General features: G+C 63.4%; 19 protein-coding genes. All 19 read right to left on the bottom strand.

Going from position 1 to position 21834, the window contains the following annotated elements; all coding sequences use genetic code 11:
• Nucleotides 1-7: 7 nt before the first annotated feature.
• A complete protein-coding gene (locus ACOQFL_RS05255; RefSeq protein WP_435542952.1) occupies nucleotides 8-874 on the bottom strand; it encodes an alpha/beta hydrolase in 867 nt (288 codons plus the stop codon).
• Between the two features lie 64 nt (nucleotides 875-938).
• Nucleotides 939-1622 carry a putative quinol monooxygenase gene (locus ACOQFL_RS05250; protein ID WP_435542951.1) on the bottom strand — a complete coding sequence of 228 codons (684 nt, stop codon included), beginning with the start codon at nucleotides 1620-1622 and terminating at the stop codon, nucleotides 939-941.
• A 21-nt stretch (nucleotides 1623-1643) separates the two neighbouring features.
• A complete protein-coding gene (locus ACOQFL_RS05245) occupies nucleotides 1644-2510 on the bottom strand; it encodes an NmrA family NAD(P)-binding protein (protein WP_435542950.1) in 867 nt (288 codons plus the stop codon).
• Between the two features lie 92 nt (nucleotides 2511-2602).
• Entirely contained in the window at nucleotides 2603-2806 is a 204-nt protein-coding gene (locus tag ACOQFL_RS05240) for an acyl-CoA carboxylase subunit epsilon (protein WP_435542949.1), read from the bottom strand.
• Between the two features lie 14 nt (nucleotides 2807-2820).
• A complete protein-coding gene (locus ACOQFL_RS05235) occupies nucleotides 2821-4365 on the bottom strand; it encodes an acyl-CoA carboxylase subunit beta (RefSeq protein WP_435542948.1) in 1545 nt (514 codons plus the stop codon).
• Nucleotides 4366-4416: 51 nt separating this feature from the next.
• A complete protein-coding gene (locus ACOQFL_RS05230; protein WP_435542947.1) occupies nucleotides 4417-5193 on the bottom strand; it encodes a 4'-phosphopantetheinyl transferase family protein in 777 nt (258 codons plus the stop codon).
• Nucleotides 5190-5579: a hypothetical protein gene (locus ACOQFL_RS05225; protein WP_435542946.1), complete on the bottom strand. Its 390-nt coding sequence runs from the start codon at nucleotides 5577-5579 to the stop codon at nucleotides 5190-5192. Before ACOQFL_RS05225 ends, ACOQFL_RS05230 begins: the two co-directional genes overlap by 4 nt.
• Nucleotides 5580-5585: 6 nt before the next feature.
• Nucleotides 5586-6830 (bottom strand): MFS transporter, encoded by a 1245-nt coding sequence (locus ACOQFL_RS05220; protein WP_435542945.1) that lies wholly within the window; start codon nucleotides 6828-6830, stop codon nucleotides 5586-5588.
• A 102-nt stretch (nucleotides 6831-6932) separates the two neighbouring features.
• On the bottom strand, nucleotides 6933-8933 hold the full coding sequence (locus tag ACOQFL_RS05215; RefSeq protein ID WP_435542944.1) for an SDR family oxidoreductase: 2001 nt from the start codon (nucleotides 8931-8933) through the stop codon (nucleotides 6933-6935).
• Nucleotides 8934-8937: 4 nt separating this feature from the next.
• Nucleotides 8938-9873: an aromatase/cyclase gene (locus tag ACOQFL_RS05210; protein WP_435542943.1), complete on the bottom strand. Its 936-nt coding sequence runs from the start codon at nucleotides 9871-9873 to the stop codon at nucleotides 8938-8940.
• A 26-nt stretch (nucleotides 9874-9899) separates the two neighbouring features.
• Complete coding sequence (fabG, locus tag ACOQFL_RS05205; protein ID WP_435542942.1) at nucleotides 9900-10685, bottom strand: 3-oxoacyl-ACP reductase FabG; 786 nt, start codon at nucleotides 10683-10685, stop codon at nucleotides 9900-9902.
• Between the two features lie 87 nt (nucleotides 10686-10772).
• Nucleotides 10773-11051, bottom strand: a complete 279-nt coding sequence (locus ACOQFL_RS05200) for an acyl carrier protein (RefSeq protein ID WP_092627509.1) — start codon at nucleotides 11049-11051, stop codon at nucleotides 10773-10775.
• 42 nt (nucleotides 11052-11093) lie between these two features.
• A complete protein-coding gene (locus ACOQFL_RS05195) occupies nucleotides 11094-12338 on the bottom strand; it encodes a ketosynthase chain-length factor (RefSeq protein WP_435542941.1) in 1245 nt (414 codons plus the stop codon).
• Complete coding sequence (locus tag ACOQFL_RS05190; RefSeq protein WP_435542940.1) at nucleotides 12335-13606, bottom strand: beta-ketoacyl-[acyl-carrier-protein] synthase family protein; 1272 nt, start codon at nucleotides 13604-13606, stop codon at nucleotides 12335-12337. Before ACOQFL_RS05190 ends, ACOQFL_RS05195 begins: the two co-directional genes overlap by 4 nt.
• Entirely contained in the window at nucleotides 13603-13929 is a 327-nt protein-coding gene (locus ACOQFL_RS05185; protein WP_092627512.1) for a TcmI family type II polyketide cyclase, read from the bottom strand. The genes ACOQFL_RS05190 and ACOQFL_RS05185 overlap by 4 nt, the downstream gene beginning before the upstream one ends.
• Nucleotides 13930-13951: 22 nt before the next feature.
• Nucleotides 13952-15421, bottom strand: a complete 1470-nt coding sequence (locus ACOQFL_RS05180) for an FAD-dependent monooxygenase (RefSeq protein ID WP_435542939.1) — start codon at nucleotides 15419-15421, stop codon at nucleotides 13952-13954.
• A 1031-nt stretch (nucleotides 15422-16452) separates the two neighbouring features.
• A complete protein-coding gene (locus ACOQFL_RS05175) occupies nucleotides 16453-17151 on the bottom strand; it encodes a response regulator transcription factor (RefSeq protein ID WP_435542938.1) in 699 nt (232 codons plus the stop codon).
• Nucleotides 17152-17923: 772 nt separating this feature from the next.
• A complete protein-coding gene (locus ACOQFL_RS05170) occupies nucleotides 17924-19261 on the bottom strand; it encodes an MFS transporter (protein WP_435542937.1) in 1338 nt (445 codons plus the stop codon).
• Between the two features lie 80 nt (nucleotides 19262-19341).
• Nucleotides 19342-20451, bottom strand: a complete 1110-nt coding sequence (locus ACOQFL_RS05165; RefSeq protein ID WP_435542936.1) for a questin oxidase family protein — start codon at nucleotides 20449-20451, stop codon at nucleotides 19342-19344.
• Nucleotides 20452-21834: the final 1383 nt, after the last annotated feature.

The raw sequence follows: 21834 nt of genomic DNA, 5'->3' as shown, positions 1-21834 counted from the left end.
GATTTCGCTATTTTCGTGCGAAAGCGACGGTGCGCCGCACCAAGCACTCTTCGGCGAAGGAGAGTGCACGGAGGTGGTAAGAGCGAGCCGCCCATCCCAGACTGATGTTGTGGCCCGCGTTCGGCTGCCGCTCCACCTTGACGGTGGTGGAGCGGAACAGGTCTTCCAGAGTCGTCGTGGACTCGTCCCCGTGGACCCACCATTTCTCCTGTTCGGCGAATGTGAGGCGCACCGGAACACGTATCCTCGCCGCTACTGCCGGAAAGATGTCGGGCCAGCGCTTCGCCACGTCGATCTCACGAGAGGGGACCGGTGTCACTATCGACTCGCTGTGGCGAAAGGCACCGGGCGGGTAGAATCTGAGTTTTCCCCAGTTCAGCCACCAGCGGCTTCTGGCGTGCAGGTCGGAGATTTCATCGGGGCTCACCGCGTACTGGTGACCGCAACCGGAAACATCCACACCGAGCAGCTCTTGCTCACCACCGTTTCCGGCCACTGTGAGCACGAGCTTTCCTCCGAAGGAGTGCCCCAGCAGAAACAGACCGGCTCCGCTGGAATAACGGTCGGTGAAGTCCTTCAACCCAGCGCGTAGCGTGGCTGCCTGTTCGTCCAGTTCCTGCCCCCGCGGTAGGCGGTGAGCCGATGAGCCGTACCCTGGCCGGTCGAGCGCGAGCACGGTCCATCCCAACCTCGTTCCGGTCTCCAGAAGTGATTGCCCGGGGTACGAGCGACCGTGGAAGTACCCCGCCCGCATCCCTGCACCGTGCAGTGCGACCACGACACCCCGTGGTTCCGTGTGGGTGGGCTCGGCCAACAAACCGGACAGCGGAACTCCCGCCCCGTCCAGGGTGATCTCGTCGGTGGATTCGTTCATCTGTGTTCTCCTGCGGCGTTCCGACACGGTGGATATTCCCGGTTGGCGGCTCACCGGTTCTCGGTCACACCGGTTCTCGATCTCCCTTCTTTCGTCCGGATATCCTTCGGAAGACCGTGCACCACAGGAATTTCGGTTCGGACACCTCGAGTGCGGCGATGTCCGGTTGCCCGGCCGCGTTTTGCGGAGCCGCCATGTAGGCGTTGTACGCCTCTTCGTCGACCCAGCGTGGGTAGTTGATATACGTCTCGCCGTCGATGCTGATGTACGGCGTAGCACCGACGAAACCGGGGAAGTGACGCTTCCACTCCCCGCTGCGCACCAATAACTCGGCGAGCGCATTCGCATTGTCGTGTCCGCCGACTTGCCGTGTCGCCAGTACCACTATTCCGGGTTCCTTGTCCGAATCCGGACCGTGGACACCCGGCGCGGGCACTCCGCAGAAGCTCTCAGCTGAAACGACATCGGGACGGTCCGCCAACGTACGGAGTTTCTCGGCCTCCGGGGATTCCAGGATGATTCGCCGGTGCTCGGTAGTGCCGGACCATTCGGTCAGGATCACCACTGTTGTGTCGTCCGTACTGATGTGTACGAGTGCGGAGCGGAAACCTTCCGAATCGCTGATCGAGTCGCGGACTTCTCGTGCGACTGTTTCGGCGAGCTCTCGGCCGGTTTCGGGATCGGTTGTCCGCAAGGTGCAGAAGGTGACGTATTCCGGGTTCGTTTCCGATGTGCTCGTCGTGCTCATCATCCCCTCCAATCCGCTCGCTCAGCGGAACAGGCCGGAGTTCTCCTCCGCCCACTGCCGAAACGTGCGCGCAGGCCTTTCGAGGACCTCTTCGACGGTCGAAGTGACCCTCTCCGGCTCCTTGCTCAGTATCGCGAAGTACTCCAGCGCGCCCTCGGCGTACGCGGCGGGCCAGCCGCTTTCGATCATATTCGTGCTGGCCGACTCGTGGGGAACATCGACCCATCGCGCTTCTCGTCCGGTCACCTCGGAGATGATCCGCAGCTGTTCGATCTGACTCAGTGCCTCGGGACCGGTTACGACGTACCGCTGTCCGGAGTGACCTTCCTCGGTCAGCGCCCGAACCGCGACAGCTGCCAGGTCAGCCTCATGGATCGGGCTACGGGCGGCGTTGCCGTAAGGAGAACGAACCACTCCCTCCGATCGAATCTGGTGTGCCCAGCCGGTTCCGGCATTGCAACAGAAGCCGGTAGTGCGGAGGAAGGTCCACTCCATCCCGAGGCGTTCGATCTCCTGCTCGACGAATGCATGGCAGCGGTTGTCCACCGTTTCGATTCCGTTTTGCACACCGATCGAGGAGATGAAAACGATTTTCTCGGTGTGCTGCTTAATACGCTTGAGTACCTCCGGGACAGTTTCCACGTCCAGGGTGAAGAAAGGCCACATCAGGAATACGCTCGTTGCTCCTTCCAGGCAGCGATCCAGCGAATCGGGATTGCTCAGATCGCCGTGAAACACCTCCACCTCTTCTTCGAGTCTGTTTATTTTCGGGTCGTCCGGCAGTGTCAGCGCTCGCGTTTCGACGCCCTTTTCGAGAAGCTGTGAAACTGCGTGAGGTCCAACGTTTCCGGTTGCTCCGATGACAACCACTTTCTGTGTTTCCGTCATGGTGTTATCCAAATCTTTGCGGAGTTGTGCCCGTGCTGGTTCGAGGTTTCGGTCGGAAAGTTTCGGAAATTGTGGTCAATTCGTCGAGCTTGTCAGCGGTTTCTTTGCCGCCAGCTTCGTCCTCCTTGTGGTGCCGGTTCCATCCAATCCGCTGAACGGTGCCTCGTTGAATCTTCCGCGATGTTTTCGACGGTGGCTTCGCAGGCGAGGAGCACCGCGGTGAGCGCGGCGATCTCGGAGGCGTTCGGTTTGCCCTTGGTTATGCTGATTCTTTCGTGCGTTGTCGAGTCGTCCATTACGATCCTCCGGCTCACTGTGGCTGGTTGCCGTGCTTGCGGCTCGGTAGTTCGGCGTGCTTGGTTCGCAGCATCCCCAAGGAGCGGACCAGTACCTGTCGTGTCTCCCCGGGATCGACGACGTCGTCGACGAGACCACGTTCGGCCGCGTAGTACGGGTGCATCAGATCCGCCCGGTACTCCTTGATGCGTTGCTGCCGCACGCTCTCGGGATCGTCGGCGGCGTCGATCTCTTTGCGAAAGATGACGTTGGCGGCCCCCTCCGCGCCCATGACCGCGATCTCGTTCGTGGGCCACGACAGCGAGATATCGGATCCGATGGAGCGCGAGTCCATCACGATGTAGGCGCCACCGTAGGCCTTGCGCAGCACCAGCGAGATCCGTGGAACCGTGGCGTTGCAGTAGGCGTAGAGCAGTTTCGCGCCGTGCCGGATGATGCCGCCGTGCTCCTGTCCTACTCCCGGCAGAAATCCGGGGACGTCCACCAGCGTGATGAGCGGGATGTTGAACGAGTCGCAGAACTGGACGAATCGTGCCGCCTTCTCACTGGAGTGGATGTCCAGAACTCCGGCCAGTGACTGCGGCTGGTTCGCCACGATGCCGACCGTCTCACCTCCGAGTCGGGCGAGCGCGCATACCACGTTGTCCGCCCAGGCGGGGCTGATCTCGAAGTAGTCCGCGTCGTCGACGACCTCACCGATAACCCCGCGGACGTCGTAGGGACGGTTCCCGTCGACCGGCACCAGGTCACCCAGTGAGTCGTTGCGTCGGTCGACCGGGTCCCCCGTCGACTCGACGGGGGGCAGTTCGCGGTTGTTGGAAGGCAGCATCGACAGGAGGTAGCGAACTTCCTCCAGGCAGGTCTCCTCGTCGTCGTAGGCGAAGTGGGCCACTCCCGAGGTGCCCGCGTGCACATCGGCGCCGCCGAGGCCGTCGTGGCTGATCTCCTCCCCAGTCACGGACTGGACCACATCGGGCCCGGTGATGAACATCTGCGAGGTGTCTCGCACCATGAACACGAAGTCGGTCAACGCCGGGGAGTACGCCGCACCACCAGCGCACGGCCCGAGCATCACGCTGATCTGCGGAATGACACCGGACGCCTTGGTGTTGCGGCTGAAAATACCGCCGTAACCGGCCAGTGCGGTGACGCCTTCCTGGATGCGCGCGCCCGCACCGTCGTTGAGGGAGACCAAGGGTGCACCGGCGGCGATGGCCCGGTCCATGAGGTTATGGATCTTTTGTGCGTGCGCTTCCCCGAGCGCGCCACCGAAGATCCGGAAATCGTGCGCGTAGACGAACACCGTTCGTCCGTACACTGTTCCCCAGCCTGTTACCACGCCATCGGTGTAAGGCCTGCGCTGCTCCAGACCGAAGCCGCTCGCGCGGTGGCGCCGGAACTGCTCCAACTCCTGGAAGGTTCCCTCGTCCAGCAGCGACTCGATTCGCTCCCGCGCGGTCTGCTTGCCCTTGGCGTGCTGTCGTTCGGTGGCCTTCGGATCAGGTCCCTGCTGAACCCACCGTCTGTTCTCGACAAGTTCGTCGACACATTCCCGCATCGTCGTCGCTCCTCCATTTCGGAATTGAATTCACCCGTTACGCGTTTGAAATCATGATTTTGTGCCCACGCGGAAGTCCGGTCCGAGTAACTCGGCTGAATACGCGGAATAAAGGCAGTCAGCCGGTAACCAGCGTGCGTTGGTGGGACGGCCGACACCGTCGACCACCGCTGCCGCGGCGATGTGATTGACGTGTTCGGAGCCGCAGGCGATGTTGTCGACCACCCAACCGCGCGGGGCGGAGGGAGCCGGACCATCGTCGGCCTCCCCCAGGTAATCGGCTGCCAGGTCACGGCAGAGCCCGGTGCCGAGCCCCTTGAGGTAGGCCTCTTTGCGCGTCCACAGGCGTCCGAAGGGAAGTTGGCGCCGTGCCCTCGGGTATCGCGCCAGTTCCGCTTGTTCGTCCGGGTGCAGCGCAGGGCTGCACATTTCCACTGTTTCTTCGGAGGGCAGCACCTCCACGTCTACTCCGAGCGGTTCCGTTGCCACGCCGAAGAGCGCGAGACCACTGGTGTGCGACAACGAGTAGTGCAGTGATGTGCCGACCACGACCGGCTTGCCGTGCAGCCCTCCGCAAGCGGGACAGGAGGTTCGGCTCAGGCGAACCTCACCGGGAACGGTGTCAAGGTAGGCGGCCAGGATGCGCCTCAAGGCGATATGCGCGGTGAGGTACAGCAGTCTGTCGTGTGGCCGGAGGAACGCCGAAGCACGTTTCCGCTCGCTCTCGTCGAGCTCGCCGGTCTGCAACGGAGCTCCCGGCGGTTCGGTCCACGGCTGCCGGAGCAGCCACAGGTGCAGCCACCCCGCTCCGTTTCGATGCGGACTCATAATCGGCCGCCGTCGGTCCGCGGCATCGAGTCGCTCACATCCTCGGGAACGCTCCTCCGTGGGTACGGATCCACCATTCGCAGCGCGCACAACGCGGCCAGTTTGGTCACACTTGATGCCCGCAGGATCCGGACCGCTCCGATGTCGATGCCCAGGAGCAGCCGGATCCTCCGCTCGAGTCGGAGCGCCACTATGGACCCCACTCCCTGGGTGTGCAACGGCTTACGTGAATCCACACTGTGCTCGGAGGGAAGTTCCAGGGCGCTGGTCATCTCTTGGCAGAGGAATTTCTCGATGCTTTCGACGCGTTCGTCAATGTCGGTGGTGCGCAGCGTCTCCGGATCCGTGCACGGTGCGCGATCGCGTGCTGTTCTCCTCGCGTTCATCGTCGATCACCCTTCTTGTCGTGTTGCCTCGTCGGATCCCCGTCCGGTTATCGCGACGAGCACACCGACGACTCCGACAGCTGTAATGAGCAGCAGAGCCGGGCGGTCCTGCTCGGACACCGTCAGCACTACCGTTACCAGGGACAACATGATTACGGCCGAGAACTGCACCGCACTTTGGTACATGGCAACCGCTCGTTCCCGGCCCTGCGGAGATACTCGGGAAGTGGCCCGCATGTTCAGCGCACCGAACGAGAGGACGAAGCCGGCTCCGACGAGCAGCAACGTGGGTAGCACTCCGACCGAGTAGGACTCAGCGGCGAACGGAGTCAGGCGGAACGCGTATCCCGCTGTCGCGACCATCGCCCCGAGGGCTATCAACGACCTGGTGCCGAATCGTTCGACTATCCTTCCCGTGAATGGGGAGGACAACGCCAGTGGCAGGCAAGCGGGCAGAAATGCCAGCGCGACCTGCCATCTGTCCCAGTCCCAGTAACCGCGTAGTTCGAAGGTCAGTAACAACAGCGTGCTCAGATACGTCCCGTTGAGCACCGCCGCGCCGACGGCCGAGCGGACCAGTGGTCCGTTGACCCTCGATGAAGGTCCGTTCCCGGGCGGGCGAATCCGAGCGGGGGCCTGTGCGGGGATCACTCGTGCCGCGAACGGTGCCAGCACCAGGGCTGCCAGTGCCGGAACCACGAACAGCCAACGCCAGCTCAGTGTGTTCAGCGCCGCGGCCAACGCCAATCCTCCGGTGAAACCAGCGGCCCCGAACATGGAGTAGAACGAAACCGCGCGCCGCTGGTCCGGTCCTTCGGAGAAGGTCGCGTTGATGATCGCCAGCCCCACCGGTGCGGTGAGAGCGGCGCACGTGCCCTTCACGATTCGGGTCAGCACGAGTACTGTCCAGCTGGTGGTCCATCCACCGATCAACGAGGCGGCGGCGAAGACGAGCAGCGCGATCAGATACACCCGGCGCTTGCCCCAGTACGCGGTCACCCGCGGCCCCAGCAGCAGGAGCGAGCCGAACCCGAGCGCGAACCCACTCATCACCAGCTGAACCTGCCACAGCGGCAGCTCGAAATCGTCGGCTATAGCGGGAAGAGCGGGCAAGACCACCGAGACTTCGAGCGCATCGATGAGCATGTTCCCGGAGAGCACGAAGAGCAGCGTCCACAGCCGCGCGTCCCAGCCTCCTTTCGTGACCGACCGAGGGGTGAGTTTGGTAACCATTTCGGTTGCACCCTTCATGTCTGTTCCTTGCGAATGTCGAGGTTGTCGGGATTCGGGAAGGGGCCGGCCGGGGTGCGAGGCCTTGGCCGGCCCGTCCGCTGGGAGACCGGCGGGGCCGAATCAACCCCCCAGCAGCGTTCCCCCGCTGGCGTCGATGTAGGAGCCGGTGATCCAGCGAGCATCGTCACTGGCGAGGAACGCCACGGCTGACGCGACATCGTCTCCCTCACCCACACGGTTGAACACCGACAGCGCTGCCATCTGCTCCACGGCCTCGGGGATGTCGAACACCTCGGTGCCGTTGTTGGTGATGCCGGGGCCCACACTGTTGACGGTGATACCGCGGCTGCCCAGGTGTTTGGCGTAGTGCAGCGTGATCTGATCGACCGCACCCTTGGTCATCGCGTACGCGACCTCCTGCGGGTTCGCGAACTTGGTGAGCCCGGAGGAGATGTTGATGATGCGACCGCCGTCGGGCATGTTCTCCAACGCGCGCTGGACGATGAAGAACGGTGCCTTGGCATTGACGGTGTAGAGCCGATCGAACTGCTCGGAGGTGAGTTCCTCGGGAGCCACACCACCCATAACACCGGCATTGTTGACCAGGATGTTCAGGTCGGTACTGCCGGTACGTTCCTTCAGTCCGTGCTCCAGCGCGAGGAAGAGCTCGTGGATGTCGCCGGGTACACCGAGCTCGGCCTGGACGGCGAACGCGCGCCCTCCTTCCTTCTCGATCTCGGCCACGACCTCGTCCGCTGCCGTACGGTTGTTCGCGCAATGCACGGCGACCAGTGCGCCCTCCCGAGCCAGCAGAATCGCGGTCGCCCGGCCGATTCCTCGACTGGATCCCGTTACGAGTGCGGTCTTTTCGCTGAGTTTGCCCATTGCGGTGCTCCTCTGTCTGGAAGGTCTCGATTCCGGGGCGCGCCGTTGTCGCGTCTCTCGGGTCGGGTAAGGGGTGTCCAGTCCACTGATCATGGTTGCCAGATGACGACGCGCCGTCCCCAGCTCCATGAGTTCGCCGACGACCTCGCGCAGGGCTTCGACCTCGGGCCCGCCGAGCAGCAGCTGCGCCTGTGCCTCGATGTTCGTCAGGGCACGTTTCCCGACCGGATGCCTGGTCTCGTGATAGGAGTCCAGCAGGGCCGGGTCGGGGTTCCCGACGAACTGCGCCGCCAACTTCCCACCGAGGTCGGCGGCGTCCTGCAGACCGAGGTTGATGGCCTGTCCACCGGTGGGCAACTGCACGTGAGCCGCGTCCCCGGCGAGCAGCACCCGTCCCAGTCGATAGTGGTTCACCTGGCGGTTGGCGTTGCCGAAGGCATTTAGCCAAACGGGCACCCCGGTGCTGATGTCCTCGCCGGTGACCCGCCACCAGGCTTGCACCACCTCCTCGAAGTCGGGTTCCGTTCCACGGTGCTCGGGTTCGCGGCCGTACTCGTGCACCATGACGCGAGTGATCCCGTCCGGACCGCGCGAAGCGATCGCCAGTCCGTTCGGATGCCGTTCGAATCGCCGGTTGGGAATGTCGATGGCCTCGACATCGGCGCGGAGCAGTTCCTTGGTCGCCGAGCTTCCGGGGAAGTCGAACCCCGTGAGGCGTCGTACCGTGCTCCGCTCCCCGTCGCAACCGACCAGGTAGGACGGGCGGAACCGCACCTCATCCCCGTCGGGACCCCTCACTTCGACATCCACGTGGTCCGAGCGATCGACGACTCCGTCAACCCGGTGGCCACGCCTTATCCTCGCGCCCATGGCGATGGCGCGCTCCTGCAGCACCGCCTCGATGCGGGTCTGTGGTGCCTTCCACTGCCCCGAGTGGGGGTTTTCCGGAGCTGCGGCTGTCAGGTCGAGCGGGATGCCACCGAAGTGGCCGGCCCCGCCCGACGGGGGTGGGCCCAACTCTTCGAGTAACCCACGCTCGTCGAACAGCTCCATGGTGCGCGCGTGCAGTGTGGAGGCCCGCGACTCGGTAGTGGGCTCGGTTAGCTGCTCCAGAACGGTGACTTCCGTTCCGTGGGCCCGCAGTTCGCAGGCGAGGAACAGCCCGACCGGACCGGCACCAACGATCACGACGTCCGCGTCCGACTCGTCCGTTCGCTGATTGACGTACGTGGCCATTGTTCTAGCGCCGTGCTTCCGCGTGTTCCTTGGCGTACCCCAGGGTCGCCCTGCTGTTGCCGCCCAGCGCGTTCCTGATGAACGTGCGTGCTTCGGCGACTCCGGCGTCATCACCGAGGATTCCGGCAATGTTGTCCGCGTTGATCACAACGGTGTGCTGTGACGTCGCGGTTGTTGTGCCGTTTTCGTTCTCCTCGACCGTCCAGCAGCCGGTGTGCACCGTCATCAGCGGCGGAACGGTCGTTTGCTTGTAAGTGATCTTGTGATCCGGGAAACAGACCCGTACGGACTCGGTGGTGTGCGTCGAACCGTCCTTCGTCCTGGTGTCCATGCGCAGCGACTGCACACCGGGTGAATCCTCGGTCATGTTCACCGTGGCCACGTGGGGAAGCCGTTCCTCCCACAATCGGGCCTCGTTGAGGAAGTCGTAGACGTCCTTTGCCGACCCGCTTATGTCCATGCTGTCCTCGAAGGACATGTACAGGTCCTCGTTGGTGGCGAGTTCGACGTTCTCCTTCAACGAAGCCAGTTCCGAATGACTGTTGCGGTCAACGGCTTGGTCGATCCACTCCAGGTGCTCTTGATCGTCGTCGACTGCCCGGTAGTCGTGCAGCAGCCGCACCAGCGAGGAGCGCTCGCTCCGCTGTTCGATGATCCACGTACCGCCCATCTCGGCGACCGGATGTGCCGGGGTCTCCTGGCGGAAGGAGATCGACATGTTCTTCGGATCGAGGACGCGCTTCGAGATCCAGTTCTTCGTCGCGCCGTTGGCGGTCGCCCATATCCGAATGCGTTCCTCGGTCTCACCGCGGTCGGCGTAGTCGACGTGCACCGACGGAGGGAAGATCTGCGGCCAGTTCTCCACTTCCGCGATCAGCCGGTACACCTCGGCAGCCGGGGCATCGACGGTGATCTCGTGCTCGACTTCACGTTTGGTCATGGGGGAGTCCTCTCCTGCGGATGAGATCAGAAGTTGCCGAGAGCGCCACAGACGTTGAGCGCTTGTGCCGTGATGGAAGCCGCGGTGTCGGTAACCAGGTATCCGACCAGCCCGGCGACCTCGTCAGGGGTCGAGTACCGGCCGAGCGGAATCTTGGCCTGGAACTGGGTCAGGACCTGTTCCTCGGTGGTGTCGTACGCGGCCGCGTAACCCTGCCGCACTCGCTCGGCCATCGGGGTCTCCACGTAGCCGGGGCAGACCGCGTTCACGGTGATGCCCGTCTGGGCGAGTTCCTTGCCCAGTGCTTTGGTCAGCCCGACCACACCGTGTTTGGAGGCCGAGTAGGGAGCGCCCAGCACCACGCCCTGCTTGCCCGCGGTGGAGGCGATGTTGACGATCCGTCCCCAGCTCTTGTGCCGCATGCCGCCGGTGTTGAGCACCTCACGAGTCATCCGGAACACACTGTTCAGATTGGTCTCGACGACGTCGAACCACAGTTCGTCGGCGATATCCGCCGTCACCCCACCGCCGGAACGCCCGGCGTTGTTGACCAGCACGTCGATCTCCCCGAAACGGTCCACCGCCTGCCGCACCAAGCTGTTCACGTCCTCGGCCGAGCGCACATCGCACGTGGCGCCGTCTACGTTCAGCCCCTCCTGCCGGAGTTCTTTGAGCGTCGCGGACAAGTTCTCCTGGTCGCGAGCACAGATGAACACCTGGTGGTTCTGCCGAGCCAGCAATTTGGTCGACGAAAGGCCGATGCCGCTGGTTCCCCCGGTGACGATCGCGGTCCGTTGTTCCTGCTGTGTCATGCCTACTCCCGTGGAACGGTTGCTGCGGGATGCCGCTGCCGCGACCTGCGGCGGCAGCGGCTGGTGCGGGATTTGCGAGTACCGCGGTCAGGAGACCGGGTCTGCCTGTGCCAGCCCCAGGTCGTTGTTGACGGCTTCGACCAAGGCGCGGGGTGTCTCCGCTTCGCTGATCGCGGATTCGTCGAGCGAGATCTCGTATTCCCGCTCGATGCGCCCGCCGGTTTCGAGTAGGGCCAACGAGTCGTAGCCGAGCACCTCGAAGTCGATGTCGAGTATGTCGCCGTCGAGACTGACACCGTCGCCGCTGCCGGCTGCCTCACGAAGGATCCGCTTCAGGTCTTCGACTGTGAATTCGGTGGTCGACATTCGGAATCTCCTAATTGTTGTGAATATTGTTGTTTCCGGAATTCACCGTCCGGAGGACTGGTTTGAATCCCGCAGGACCACTGCGGAGTTGAAGCCGCCGATTCCTCGGGCGATCACCAGACAGTTACGGACACCCGCCCTCGGCTCGCGTTTTTCCGACACCAGGTCGATGTCGTATTCGTCGGCGATGCGGACATTCGGCGTCGGAGGAATGACACCATCCCGCATCGAGAGGAAAGCAGTGGCAACGTCCAGCGAGGCGGCCCCGGAACCGAGTCGTCCGGTCATCGTCTTCGGGGCGGTTACCGGGACTCCGCGGACACCGAACACCTTGGTGAGGGCCTCGGCCTCTGCCCGGTCCAGTTCGGGCACAGCGGCCGCGTCGGCGAACACGACGTCAATCTCGGCAGGATCCGCGTCCGCGTTACGGAGTGCCTGCTCGATCGCTTTCTGCAGACTGGTCGCGCTCTCCGCCCCGCCTCTGGGGTCGATTGTGGCTGCGTACCCGGAGATCTCGCCGTAGATGTTCGGCGCACGTCGCTCGTGGGCGCTGGCGAGTTCCTCCATGATGACCAGCGCCCCGCCTTCGCCGGGCACGTGTCCCGCGGCTTCCGCGTCGAAGGGGAGGTACGCCCGATTCGGGTCGCTGCTGGTGCTCAGCCTCCGGCTGGTCAGCTGAGCGGTCCAACCCCACGGGCACAGCGAGGCGTCGATACCACCCGAGACGATCATCCGCGTGCCCTTGCGGATCTGGCGTCTTGCCTGGGCGATGGCGTCCAGTCCCCCGGCCTGGTCACTGACGACCACACCGCTGGGGCCGCGCATGCCGTTGCGGATCGAGATCTGCCCGCTGTTTACTGCGTAGAACCAGGCGAAGGATTGGTACGCGCTGACGTATTGCCCTCCCTGGCTCCAGAGATTTCGCAGTTCGTTCTCACCGAACTCGAAACCACCGGACGAGCTGGCGGTCACCACCCCCATCTCGTACTCGTCGAACTCGCTCGGTTGTGTTCTCGCGTCGGCGAAAGCGCAGTCGGTCCCCACCAGAGCCAGCTGCGTCATACGATCGGTTTGCGAGATGATTCTGCTGGTGAGGTGTTCCTCCGGGACGAATCCCTCCACCTCGCCCGCGAGTCGGGAGGGATACTGCGACGGATCGAAGTGGGAAATTCGTCCTATACCGGATACACCGTCGCAGACGGATTCCCAATAGTTTCGGTTCCCGAGCCCGTTGGGTGCCGCGATTCCCAGGCCGGTCACGACGACACTACTGTTCCTGCCGGTCATGCCCCACTCCTTTCCGGGCTGGTGAGCACCATGGCGCTCTGAAATCCGCCGAAGCCGCTCCCCACCGACAAGACGGCGTCGGTTGGGTGCTCACGCGCTGCAAGCGGCACGTAATCCAGATCGCACTCCGGGTCGGACGTGTGCAGGTTGGCGGTCGGCGGAACCACGTCGTGCTCGATGGCCAACGCGGAAGCGGCCACCTCGATCGACCCGATGGCACCCAGCGAGTGGCCGACCATCGACTTGATCGAACTCACCGGTACGCGATATGCGTGCTCGCCGAGGCTGCGCTTAAAGGCGGCGGTTTCGTGCCGGTCGTTCTGCTTGGTGCCCGAGCCGTGCGCGTTGACGTAATCGATCCGTTCCGGTGCCATTCGTGCCTCGTCGGTGGCGACCCGTATCGCCTCTGCCATCTCCCGACCGTCGGAACGCAGACCGGTCATGTGGTAGGCGTTGCACCGGGAGGCATAGCCTGCGATCTCGGCGTAGACATGAGCACCGCGGCTCCTGGCACTTTCCAAGTCCTCCAGTACGAATACCGCGGCGCCCTCGCCCAGCACGAATCCGCTGCGCGTCCCGTCGAAGGGACGTGAGGCGTGCTCGGGATCGTCGTTGCGTGGGGTTGTCGCCTTGATCGCGTCGAAGCAGGCGACCGTGATCGGCGAGATGGGGGCGTCGGTTGCCCCAGCGATCATCACGTCGGCGGAGCCCTCCCGGATCAGTTCCGTGGCATGGCCGACGGCGTCGAGCCCCGACGTGCACCCGGTCGACACCACAGTGCTGGGACCCCGCGCACTCAGTGCTCCGGCGACTTCCGCGGTGAACGAGCTGGGAACGAAGTAGTTGTACAGATGTGGGACCGCGTACTCGTGGTCGACCAGTTTCAGTCGTCCGCCATCACTGACGGTGCGGTACTCCCAGTCCAGACCCGTGGTCGCTCCGACGGCACTGCCGATGGTCACGCCGATGCGATACGGATCCACGTCGGAGAACGGAAGTCCGCTGTCCGCCGCCGCTTCTCGTGCCGTGACGACCGCGAACTGCGCTGCCCGATCCATGCGCCTGGTTTCCTGTGGGGTTAGCCCGGCCTGCTTCGGATCGAAGTCGACCTCGGCCGCGCACTGGGAACGGAAATCGGAAGGGTCGAAGAAGCTGATGCGCCGCGTGGCGGTGCGGCCGTCGCTCAACAGACTCCAGAAGTTCTTGGTGCCCACCGCGCCCGGCGCGGTCACCCCGATTCCGGTAATCGCTACACGTCCCTCGGTCACAGCGCGCTCCAGTGGTAGAAGCGCTCGGCCATCGCGTCCTTCGGCGAGCGCCAGGTGGAAGGGTCGTAGGCGTTGATGTGGGGCTTGAGATTCTCGCTGATATCCACGAATCGCTGGTCGTTCTTGGCCGACTCGATCCGTTCACCACCGTCGTCCGAGTCGAAGTCCTGCAAGTGGAAGTAAAGTCCCCTGTAGGTGAAAAGCTGGCGCCGGCGAGTTCCCATCCGGTGCGGCATGTCGCTCTCGTCGAACGCGGAGAAGAGTTCGGCGACCTCTTCCGCGGACTGTGGCTCCATCCGAGCCACGATCAACGTGCTGTGCATCCTGTTTCTCCTTGTCCGTGACTTACCTGGCTGGGCCGAACCAGCGATCCAGCGCCGTGGGCAGGTCGTGGTGACTGCCCGGAGCCGCCCAGGCGACGTAGCCGTCTGGCCGGATGAGAATCGCCGTAGTGGAGGCCAGCGGACTGTCGTCCGACAGTTCGTCCGAGGTCGCGGTAACGACGTCGATGCGGTCGGCCCAGCCCGAGGCCCGATTGCGGAGCACCGAGTTGTCGGTGAGGTCGAGCAGAATCCCGCGTCCTCGGTGCAGCAGCTCCGTGCTGCTGGTACGGCTACCGTTCCTTGTCAGTTCCAATCGCGGCATGCGTAACCCGAGCAGGGGATGGCTGCCGTTCCCGATGTCGTAGCGGATGTCCAGGCCGCTGACCATCGCGGCGAAGTAGCGGCTGACCTCGTCGTACTGGACCAGTTCGGAGAAGACGTCCCGCAGCGGCTGCATCTCCGGACCACTGAGAAACAGCAATCCCTGGGCCTGGGTGTTCATCAACAGGCGTCGTCCCACCGCGTGCCGCTCGTCGTGATAGGTGTCCAGCAGCTCAAGCGGAGCGGTACCACCGATCACGGCACCGAGCTTCCAGCCGAGATTGACCGAGTCCTGGATGCTGGCGTTCATGCCCTGGCCCCCGGCGGGGAGGTGGATGTGTGCGGCATCGCCGGAGAGCAGTACCCGGCCACGGCGGTACTCGGTCACCTGACGGGTGGCGTCCCCGAACGCGCTGACCCACACCGGTTCGGCGTGAGAGATGTCGATGCCGGTCAATCTCTTCCAGGCATCGGCGACCTCGGCGAACGGAGGCGACTCGCTGCGACGCTGCGGGGGCCTGTCACGCTCGCAGACGATGATCCGCGTCACTCCTCCGGGCAGCTGCCCCACCATAACCATGCCGCCGGGAAGCGATTCCCCGATCATTCGTGGTTCCAGATCGACACCGCGCAGATCGGCCAGGAACATTTCCATCGTGGCCGCGGTTCCGGGAAAATCGAATCCCGCTGCCTTCCGGACAGTGCTTCTACCACCGTCGCAACCGACAAGCCAGCCGGTGCGCAGAGTCTGCTCACCATCCGGGGAACGAACCGTGACGGATACCTCGTTCTCCTCGTCCTGGAACGAGACGAGTTCGTTTCCGCGGCGAATGTCGGCTCCCAGCTCGCGCGCCCAGTCCTCGAGTACCGATTCCGTGGTGGACTGCGGGATGGTCTTGGCGGCCTGGTGAGCACCCTCGAGAACGCCGAAATCAACCGGGATACCGCCGAAATGCCCCTGATTGCTGGTTTCGATCTCACCGAACCGCGGCAGCAGTCCCCGCTGGTCGAACACTTCCATGGTTCGTGACGTGAAACCAAGTCCACGGGATTCGCCGGTGGGTTTCTCGAGTCGTTCGACGACAATGACGTCTACTCCCGCGAGACGTAGCTCACCGGCGAGCATGAGTCCGGCCGGTCCGGCGCCGACCACTATGGCTGGTGCGTCCATGTACCTCTCCTCGTGAAGTGTTGAACAGCATGGAATCGTGGCAACGTGGCTCAACCGACTCGATAGTCGCCGTAGGCGGGAAAGAATCGAAATACTCAATTCGTTACGACGTCGTGATCTGGTTTTTGTTTCGAGGGATACCCGATCCGGTCTGCTGCCTCGTTTCGAGGTTGTTATTTCTCGCGGGTGCGAAAATTTTCGCCCGCTTCGCTGCCGATGTCAATCGATCCGTCGAGGGCTCGTGCTCAATTTTCTGTAAAGACTCCGTCGATCGGTTTTCTGCCCGTAGTCCGGCTTCGTGGGAAACAGATCCGGGGGGATGTGCCGTTTACGTGTTCCCTCGGAAGTCGATTGCCATGTTATTTCGATTTTGGCGGCAAAGCAAGCCCCGAATTGTTAACAGAAGTACAATACTGTGTCAAAAAACAAAAATCGCGATTGTGCAAACTCTGTGTTTGGAATCTAAAAATCTTTGTCAGAAATCTTGCTGTTACGGTGTTTCGGGTGCACGTGCGGCTGGCGGTGTCGTGTGGCCTGCAGGGCGCCCCGCGGATGTCCCGTTCCGGGTGACTGATGCACCTGGTCCGAAGCTCTCCTCAGGGCTGGACTCTCCGGATCATCGGCCTCGGGCTCGTGTCCGACGGTGGCCGGTTGGAACCGTCGATGAGCTGCAGTGGGCCGAATCGCTCGAAACGATCGGACAGGGGCGGGGTCCGCATCATCCTGGCGGTACCGCTCGGACGCTCATTCGGTTCCAGCCGTGTACGCCGCGGAGTGGCCATTTTCCGCGGTAACGATCGACGGCGAGCCGGTTGCTGCGATCGTGCTCGTCCGGGACCGTCGTTGGCCCGAACCGTCCCGAAGTGGCCATGACCGCTTTCAGTCGCACCGGCACGCGGAGGAACCCGTCGTATCGTACGGTTCCGGCCGGTCGGAGGAGATTGCCGAATCCTCCCGGGTGGGGCAGGTGACCACCGTGGAGTGCCGCTGTGTTCGTTTCGGCCCTGTGCCGTGCAGTGGCCTTCGTCCGATCACAACGCCGCGTGTTGCTTCTTCCGCTCTGCCTCGAACTGGAAGCCGACTCCGCGAACGGTGCGGATCCAGTCGCTGGATCCCAGCTTGTTCCGCAGCGTGTTCATGTGCGTGTCGATGGTGCGGCTGACCCTGGTGCCCATGGTGTCCGCGACAGGGTCTCCCCAGATCTCGGCCATCAGTTTCTGTCGTGAAATCACGGCGCTTGGTCTGCTGGCCAGGTAGTGGAGCAGTTCGAACTCCTTCCTGGTCAGCTTTACCGGCTGGTTGTCCACTCTGACCTCCCTTGTTGAGACGTCGATCTCCAAGGGGCCTCGGACCAGGTAGGACTTGGGGCTTGCCGTGTTCACACGTCGCATGACCGCGTCGATCCGAGCCAACAGTTCCCGGAAGCCGTACGGTTTGCTCAGGCAGTCGTCCGAACCGGCCTGTAGCCCGAGAATCTTGTCCGATTCCGTGCTGCATCGGGTAAAAGCGATGATCGGTATATCTGAGGCCGTTCTGATGTTGCGGCAGACCTCCAGTCCATCCATGTCCCAAAGCTCCAGGTCGAGCAATACGAGGTCCGCTTCCTGGTATGCCTCGAGCGCCTGGTTACCAGTGTGGACAGCCACCGCTTCGTGACCGTGGTTGCGCAGGCCGTCGACTATGGATGCTGCTGCGTTTTTTTCACTCTCCGTCACAAGCAGATGCATCATTGGCTCCCGCATTCGCGTCGTTCCTGTCTGGTTGACATCGGAGTTCTCTGCGTGTTCAAGCTGTTGCCCCTCAGCGGGACCAGCATACAAACCATCTATGCGGTTTTCAATGAGAAACCGGTCTCCCGGTATTCTTGCTCGCTGCGGTGGAGCCCGCTGCTCATGAAGGAGTAGCGGAAACCGCCTCGCTTCGTAGCGCGTGTGGTGCTGCGGTCCGTTCCTGCCGTCGGGGCCGAGCCCATGGCTGTTCGCGCAGGCGCTGGTGCCAGTTTCAGGAACTCGGGCCGGAATCCGTGTTGCTGCCGATGCGTTCACCGCTCTTCCCCGCAGCGACGACAAGTGCCGCGCTTGCCCCCGCCGCCCTCGTGCCTCTGGGCGGTGTGCCGCGGTTTCCCGTGGTTGAAATTGGCGCGGAGCCTCGTCGCTTGGCACGAACGAGTTTTTCCGTGGGACACGGCTCGGCGAGCGCGATCTTCGGTGCGATGCATGAGGACATCAGCGCAGCCTTTTCCCGAACGCCCGGAACACGGTCGAAGCCTCGGTACGTCCATCCGGGTGCGGCAAGCTCGTGGAAATCTCGAGTGCCGTCCCGCGTTGTTCACCGGACCGATCGGTGGAATTTCCGAGTGGCGCATTGGAACGACGTTGCCGGGGTGGGCCGGTCACTTGCACCGAATCGATCGCTCTCGCAGGGCCCACTCGGCAACATGCCCGCTCGAGGTTTTCGTGCTCGGACCGGCGGGTGTCCGGGCAACCCGTCCGGGCACCGTGCTCACTTCGCGCGTTCTCCGCGCTGTGCCGTTCTAGTCGAGCTGTCGGAGCGCATCGTCAGCATCGCCGCGCAGAAAACGGCAGCAAGAACCGAGAGACCACCACCGATCAGCAGTGGTGAGCGGGCGTCCAGGTGCTCGGCGGTCCAGCCCGCCAGGGTACTCCCGATCGGAGTGCCTCCTAGTAGTAAAAGCATGTACAACGCCATCACTCGACCGCGTAGCGCGGACTCGACCGAAAGTTGGATGGTGTTGTTCGCCGTCAGGATGAACGTCATCTGCGCCGCCCCGACGGCGATCAGCGTTGCTCCGAATGTCCCCGGGTCTGGTGCCAGCGCAGCCAGTATCTCCAACACTCCGAAGGCCAGGGCGCTGCCCACCAACAGGCGTAGTCGCGGCCTGCTTCGACCACTGCGCCAAGCGGCCAGTGCGGCCCCGCTCAGTGTTCCGATGGCAAGCATGGTGTGCAGCAGTCCGAAACCGTCCGAACCGAGCAGGAACACTTTTTCGGCCATCACCGCCAGTGAGGTGTTGAACGTTGTTCCGAACGTGCCGATGCAGCAGACCAGCAGTAGCACCAGCATCAGTTCGCCGCGATGACGTACGTAGCGAATCCCTTCGACGAACTGCCCGCGTCTTCGGGAGCCGTCGCTGTCGCTGCGTATCCCATCTTGGTCCATAGTGGCCAGCGTCGCGAGTACCGCTACGAGGCTGAGCGCATTGAAGAGGAACAACCATCCTGTTCCGATGAGGGTGATGAGGTATCCGGCGATGGCAGGGCCCACCACCCGGCAGGAGTTCACGATCATGGAATTCAGCGCGACAGCGTTTCCGACCTGCTCCTGTCCGACCATCTCCATCACGAATGACTGCCGTACCGGCATTTCCAGGGCTCCGCAGCAACCGAGCCCGAAGCACAGTACGTAGACCTGCCAGAGCTGGACGATCTCGGTCAGATCCAGTGTCCCCAGCACCAGTGCGCAGCCGCCGATCCCGTACTGCAACGACATCAGTAGTCGTCGTTTGTCGAGACGGTCGGCCAGCACTCCCGCCCACAGCGTCAGCAGCGGCATCGGCAGGAACTGCAGAGCCACTGCCACGCCGAGTGCCACCGGACTGCCGCCGGAGATCTCCAGCACCAGCCAGTCCTGGGCGATACGTTGGATCCACGTCCCGAGCAGGGAGACGACCTGTCCTCCTGCGTAGAGTCGGAAGTTCCTGACCCGCAGTGAGGCGAACATCGCCCACGAGCGTTTTCGCCGCTCCCCGCCCACCTCGTCGTGGGGTTGCGCCCGCTCCTGCTCCCCGCTCGCCGGAACGTTGGTCACTTCCTTGGACAATTTTCCGCCCCGAGTGTGTCTTGTGTCGCTCCCAACCGCCCCGATACGTGCGTGCGGGTTCGGCTCACTGTCCGCATCAGTTACCGTCCGAGTACCGCGATCCGCTGTTGGGCGGCGAAGGCCGCCGCCGGGTAGCGCGGATCGGGGCGGAGGGCGTACTCACGCTGGCACGCTTCCGCGAACTTGATGACGTGCTCGTCTCCGTGCTCCATCGCGCCGACCAGCAGCTGTGGCCCGGAGGGAAGTTCCAAGGCGCGCGCGGTGTCCAGACTATGACGCTCGGGTGAAGCATCACTGGTAAAAGCCATCAACAGTGCGACATGGACTTGCCACATGGTGGCCACCGTAGGACCGTGCTGTTCGGAGGGCAGGTACGGAAGTACCAACCTGATCGCGGCCGGTGCGGTCACGCCGTGAATGAGCGGAATGGGCAGAATTTCCGGATGAGCGAGGTAAACACCTGCGAATGTCGAGGTCATCTCGCTCAGCAACCACTGCGCACCGTTCGGCGCGATGTCGTCCAACGCCTCGAAGTATCCGGGGAACTCCTCGTCGTCCTGCAGTCGAACGCGCCGCAGCCGTTCCGCGGCCATCGGAGGAGTGATCACGCCTTCGGCCTCCGGCCGAGGCAGTCTTGCCACGGCCTCCGCAGGACGGTGCTTTCCGATCAACCTGGCGTCGCCGGGTAAGCCCGTGTAACGGGCCGCCCAGTACGCCAGACCTCGTGCCAACTCTGTCAGTGCCAGATCGCTCGGGGGTTCGGCGGCGGCCACCGAGCGAGTGGCGTGGGCGGTGCGGATCAGTCCGTGAGTCAGTCCCGCCATCAGCCCGGGAAGCAAGCGGGGCCACCACCGCCCGAGCACCCGTTGCCAGGGCTCTTCGCGGAGCTCACGCCAGAAGAGTCGTTCCCAGTCCCCGGCACGGTGGAATTGGCCGAGGGCTTCCCGCCACGAGGACTCGTCGGAAGGGTCGATGTCGAACCGGGGAGCCGGAGGCTCGTGGTGTGGCATCGCCTGCTTGTACCCCTCGACCCAACTCGAGACCGCCTCACCGAACCCGAGAACCGCCAAGGCTTCGGCGCCCATCGGGCCGTGGTTGGCCAGATCCCCGTTCGTACCGCGCTCGTAGCCGAGGCCTTCCAAACGTTGCAGTGCCTCACCGACAGCGTCGGCATACCCTTGGGTTCCCAACGGAGCCTCCTGATCCGGAACGACGATGCGCACACCCGTCCCACTCTCCGAGCCGCTGTACGCGCTCCCGGCCGGTCCGCCGGCCCTGTAGAAGTGTTGGAACAGAGTCCGTAAGACTCGTTCCACGGTGTACTGGCCTCAGCGTCACAACCGCTGTCGAGAAGCTCAACACTGATTTTCTCAAGAATCCGTCAATTCGGTGAAGCGCAGCGGCGGGAAAGTGGAGCGGGGCAAGGAGAAGCTCGACAGCGCAGGCGGCTCGGAAGTCGTCGTGGAACCTGTGCACTCGGCACGCCCGATCGGCCCAGACTCCCGATGCGCAGTGGTTAACTACACAGAAAAGTACCGCACGGTTGGATTGATGTCTGCACATGAGTTGCACTGATCATGGGAAAGGGTTTCCCGAAAGTGCCGGGGGATCGACCCGTTCAGGGGAGTCCATGCTCAAGCAGGAGCGTGCGGGGCGAACGAAGGAAGCGGTCCTGCACGCGGACGCCGAGGTGATGGCCACCCATGGTTACGAAGGGGCACCCGTTTTCGCGATCCTCGAACGCGCCGGAGCCATGAAGGGACCATGTATTTCCGCTTCTCCTCCAAGGAGGGACTGGCCCCAGCGGTCATCGACGAACAGGCGAGTGCCATCGACGTGTCCCACCGGGCCGGGCAGCGCTGCGTAACTATTCGCCGTTGCGGGCGTGTACCCGCAGCGCGGCCGAGATCGGCTTCGGCAGTCGACCCGTGGTGTCCTACCAGAACTGGGGGGATCTGAGCGCCGGACTGTTTTCCGAAGTGGGCCCACGGGGGCATTCCCGTAACGGAGCCCAAGGAGATCGCCGAGCTGTTCGTTGCCTCTTGCGGTCAGCTCTACCCACTGGCAACCACTGGACGTGAGGATCCGCATGAGCGGATCACGGTGCTGTCCGGCGCCGCGGTGCAGGCTCTCCTGGAGCGTCTCGAACCGGAGGGAATACCGAGGACGGGTCCGAGGCGCGATCAGCAGGTGACAGTGAGCGTCGTCCGTGGTTTCCGCGCCAACCGCCAGGCGAGCCATCTCGGTAGGGCAGTGGGGCCGTTGAAGATCGCTTCGCCGGGCGAGAATGAACAACGAGGATTGAGAACCGCTCGGCGGAGTTGGAACTCCTAACAGAACTGTTGGACGCGGCGGTACTGGAGGAGGTAAGTGGGGAGTTGAGGGCTCGTGGATGTCGGCGCGGCGTTGTCGCAGCATACAACGGTCAACGAGATCATGATCAGCACCAACCCCACTCTAGCCACACAAACCAGTTTTGTTATGAGTTCTTAGGGTGTGGGAGACAAGCGGCGAGATCTGTAATGGGAATGGTTTGTCGCCCCCCCCCCCCGCCCGCCCCAAAAACAATAAAA

Origin of the sequence: Actinopolyspora sabaoui (genome assembly GCF_051225635.1) — a bacterium.
In the GTDB taxonomy this organism is placed as follows: Bacteria; Actinomycetota; Actinomycetes; order Mycobacteriales; family Pseudonocardiaceae; genus Actinopolyspora.
This window is presented reverse-complemented; position numbering and strand designations above follow the sequence as displayed.

What these genes read in the sequence shown, in the direction of transcription:
- ACOQFL_RS05200 (WP_092627509.1), bottom strand. Translation starts at nt 11,051, where the DNA reads ATGTCGACCACCGAATTCACAGTCGAAGACCTGAAGCGGATCCTTCGT.
- ACOQFL_RS05175 (WP_435542938.1), bottom strand. Translation starts at nt 17,151, where the DNA reads ATGATGCATCTGCTTGTGACGGAGAGTGAAAAAAACGCAGCAGCATCC.
- ACOQFL_RS05225 (WP_435542946.1), bottom strand. Translation starts at nt 5,579, where the DNA reads ATGAACGCGAGGAGAACAGCACGCGATCGCGCACCGTGCACGGATCCG.
- fabG (WP_435542942.1), bottom strand. Translation starts at nt 10,685, where the DNA reads ATGACACAGCAGGAACAACGGACCGCGATCGTCACCGGGGGAACCAGC.
- ACOQFL_RS05220 (WP_435542945.1), bottom strand. Translation starts at nt 6,830, where the DNA reads ATGAAGGGTGCAACCGAAATGGTTACCAAACTCACCCCTCGGTCGGTC.
- ACOQFL_RS05185 (WP_092627512.1), bottom strand. Translation starts at nt 13,929, where the DNA reads ATGCACAGCACGTTGATCGTGGCTCGGATGGAGCCACAGTCCGCGGAA.
- ACOQFL_RS05210 (WP_435542943.1), bottom strand. Translation starts at nt 9,873, where the DNA reads ATGACCAAACGTGAAGTCGAGCACGAGATCACCGTCGATGCCCCGGCT.
- ACOQFL_RS05195 (WP_435542941.1), bottom strand. Translation starts at nt 12,338, where the DNA reads ATGACCGGCAGGAACAGTAGTGTCGTCGTGACCGGCCTGGGAATCGCG.
- ACOQFL_RS05215 (WP_435542944.1), bottom strand. Translation starts at nt 8,933, where the DNA reads ATGGCCACGTACGTCAATCAGCGAACGGACGAGTCGGACGCGGACGTC.
- ACOQFL_RS05235 (WP_435542948.1), bottom strand. Translation starts at nt 4,365, where the DNA reads ATGCGGGAATGTGTCGACGAACTTGTCGAGAACAGACGGTGGGTTCAG.
- ACOQFL_RS05250 (WP_435542951.1), bottom strand. Translation starts at nt 1,622, where the DNA reads ATGAGCACGACGAGCACATCGGAAACGAACCCGGAATACGTCACCTTC.
- ACOQFL_RS05240 (WP_435542949.1), bottom strand. Translation starts at nt 2,806, where the DNA reads ATGGACGACTCGACAACGCACGAAAGAATCAGCATAACCAAGGGCAAA.
- ACOQFL_RS05230 (WP_435542947.1), bottom strand. Translation starts at nt 5,193, where the DNA reads ATGAGTCCGCATCGAAACGGAGCGGGGTGGCTGCACCTGTGGCTGCTC.
- ACOQFL_RS05180 (WP_435542939.1), bottom strand. Translation starts at nt 15,421, where the DNA reads ATGGACGCACCAGCCATAGTGGTCGGCGCCGGACCGGCCGGACTCATG.
- ACOQFL_RS05245 (WP_435542950.1), bottom strand. Translation starts at nt 2,510, where the DNA reads ATGACGGAAACACAGAAAGTGGTTGTCATCGGAGCAACCGGAAACGTT.
- ACOQFL_RS05255 (WP_435542952.1), bottom strand. Translation starts at nt 874, where the DNA reads ATGAACGAATCCACCGACGAGATCACCCTGGACGGGGCGGGAGTTCCG.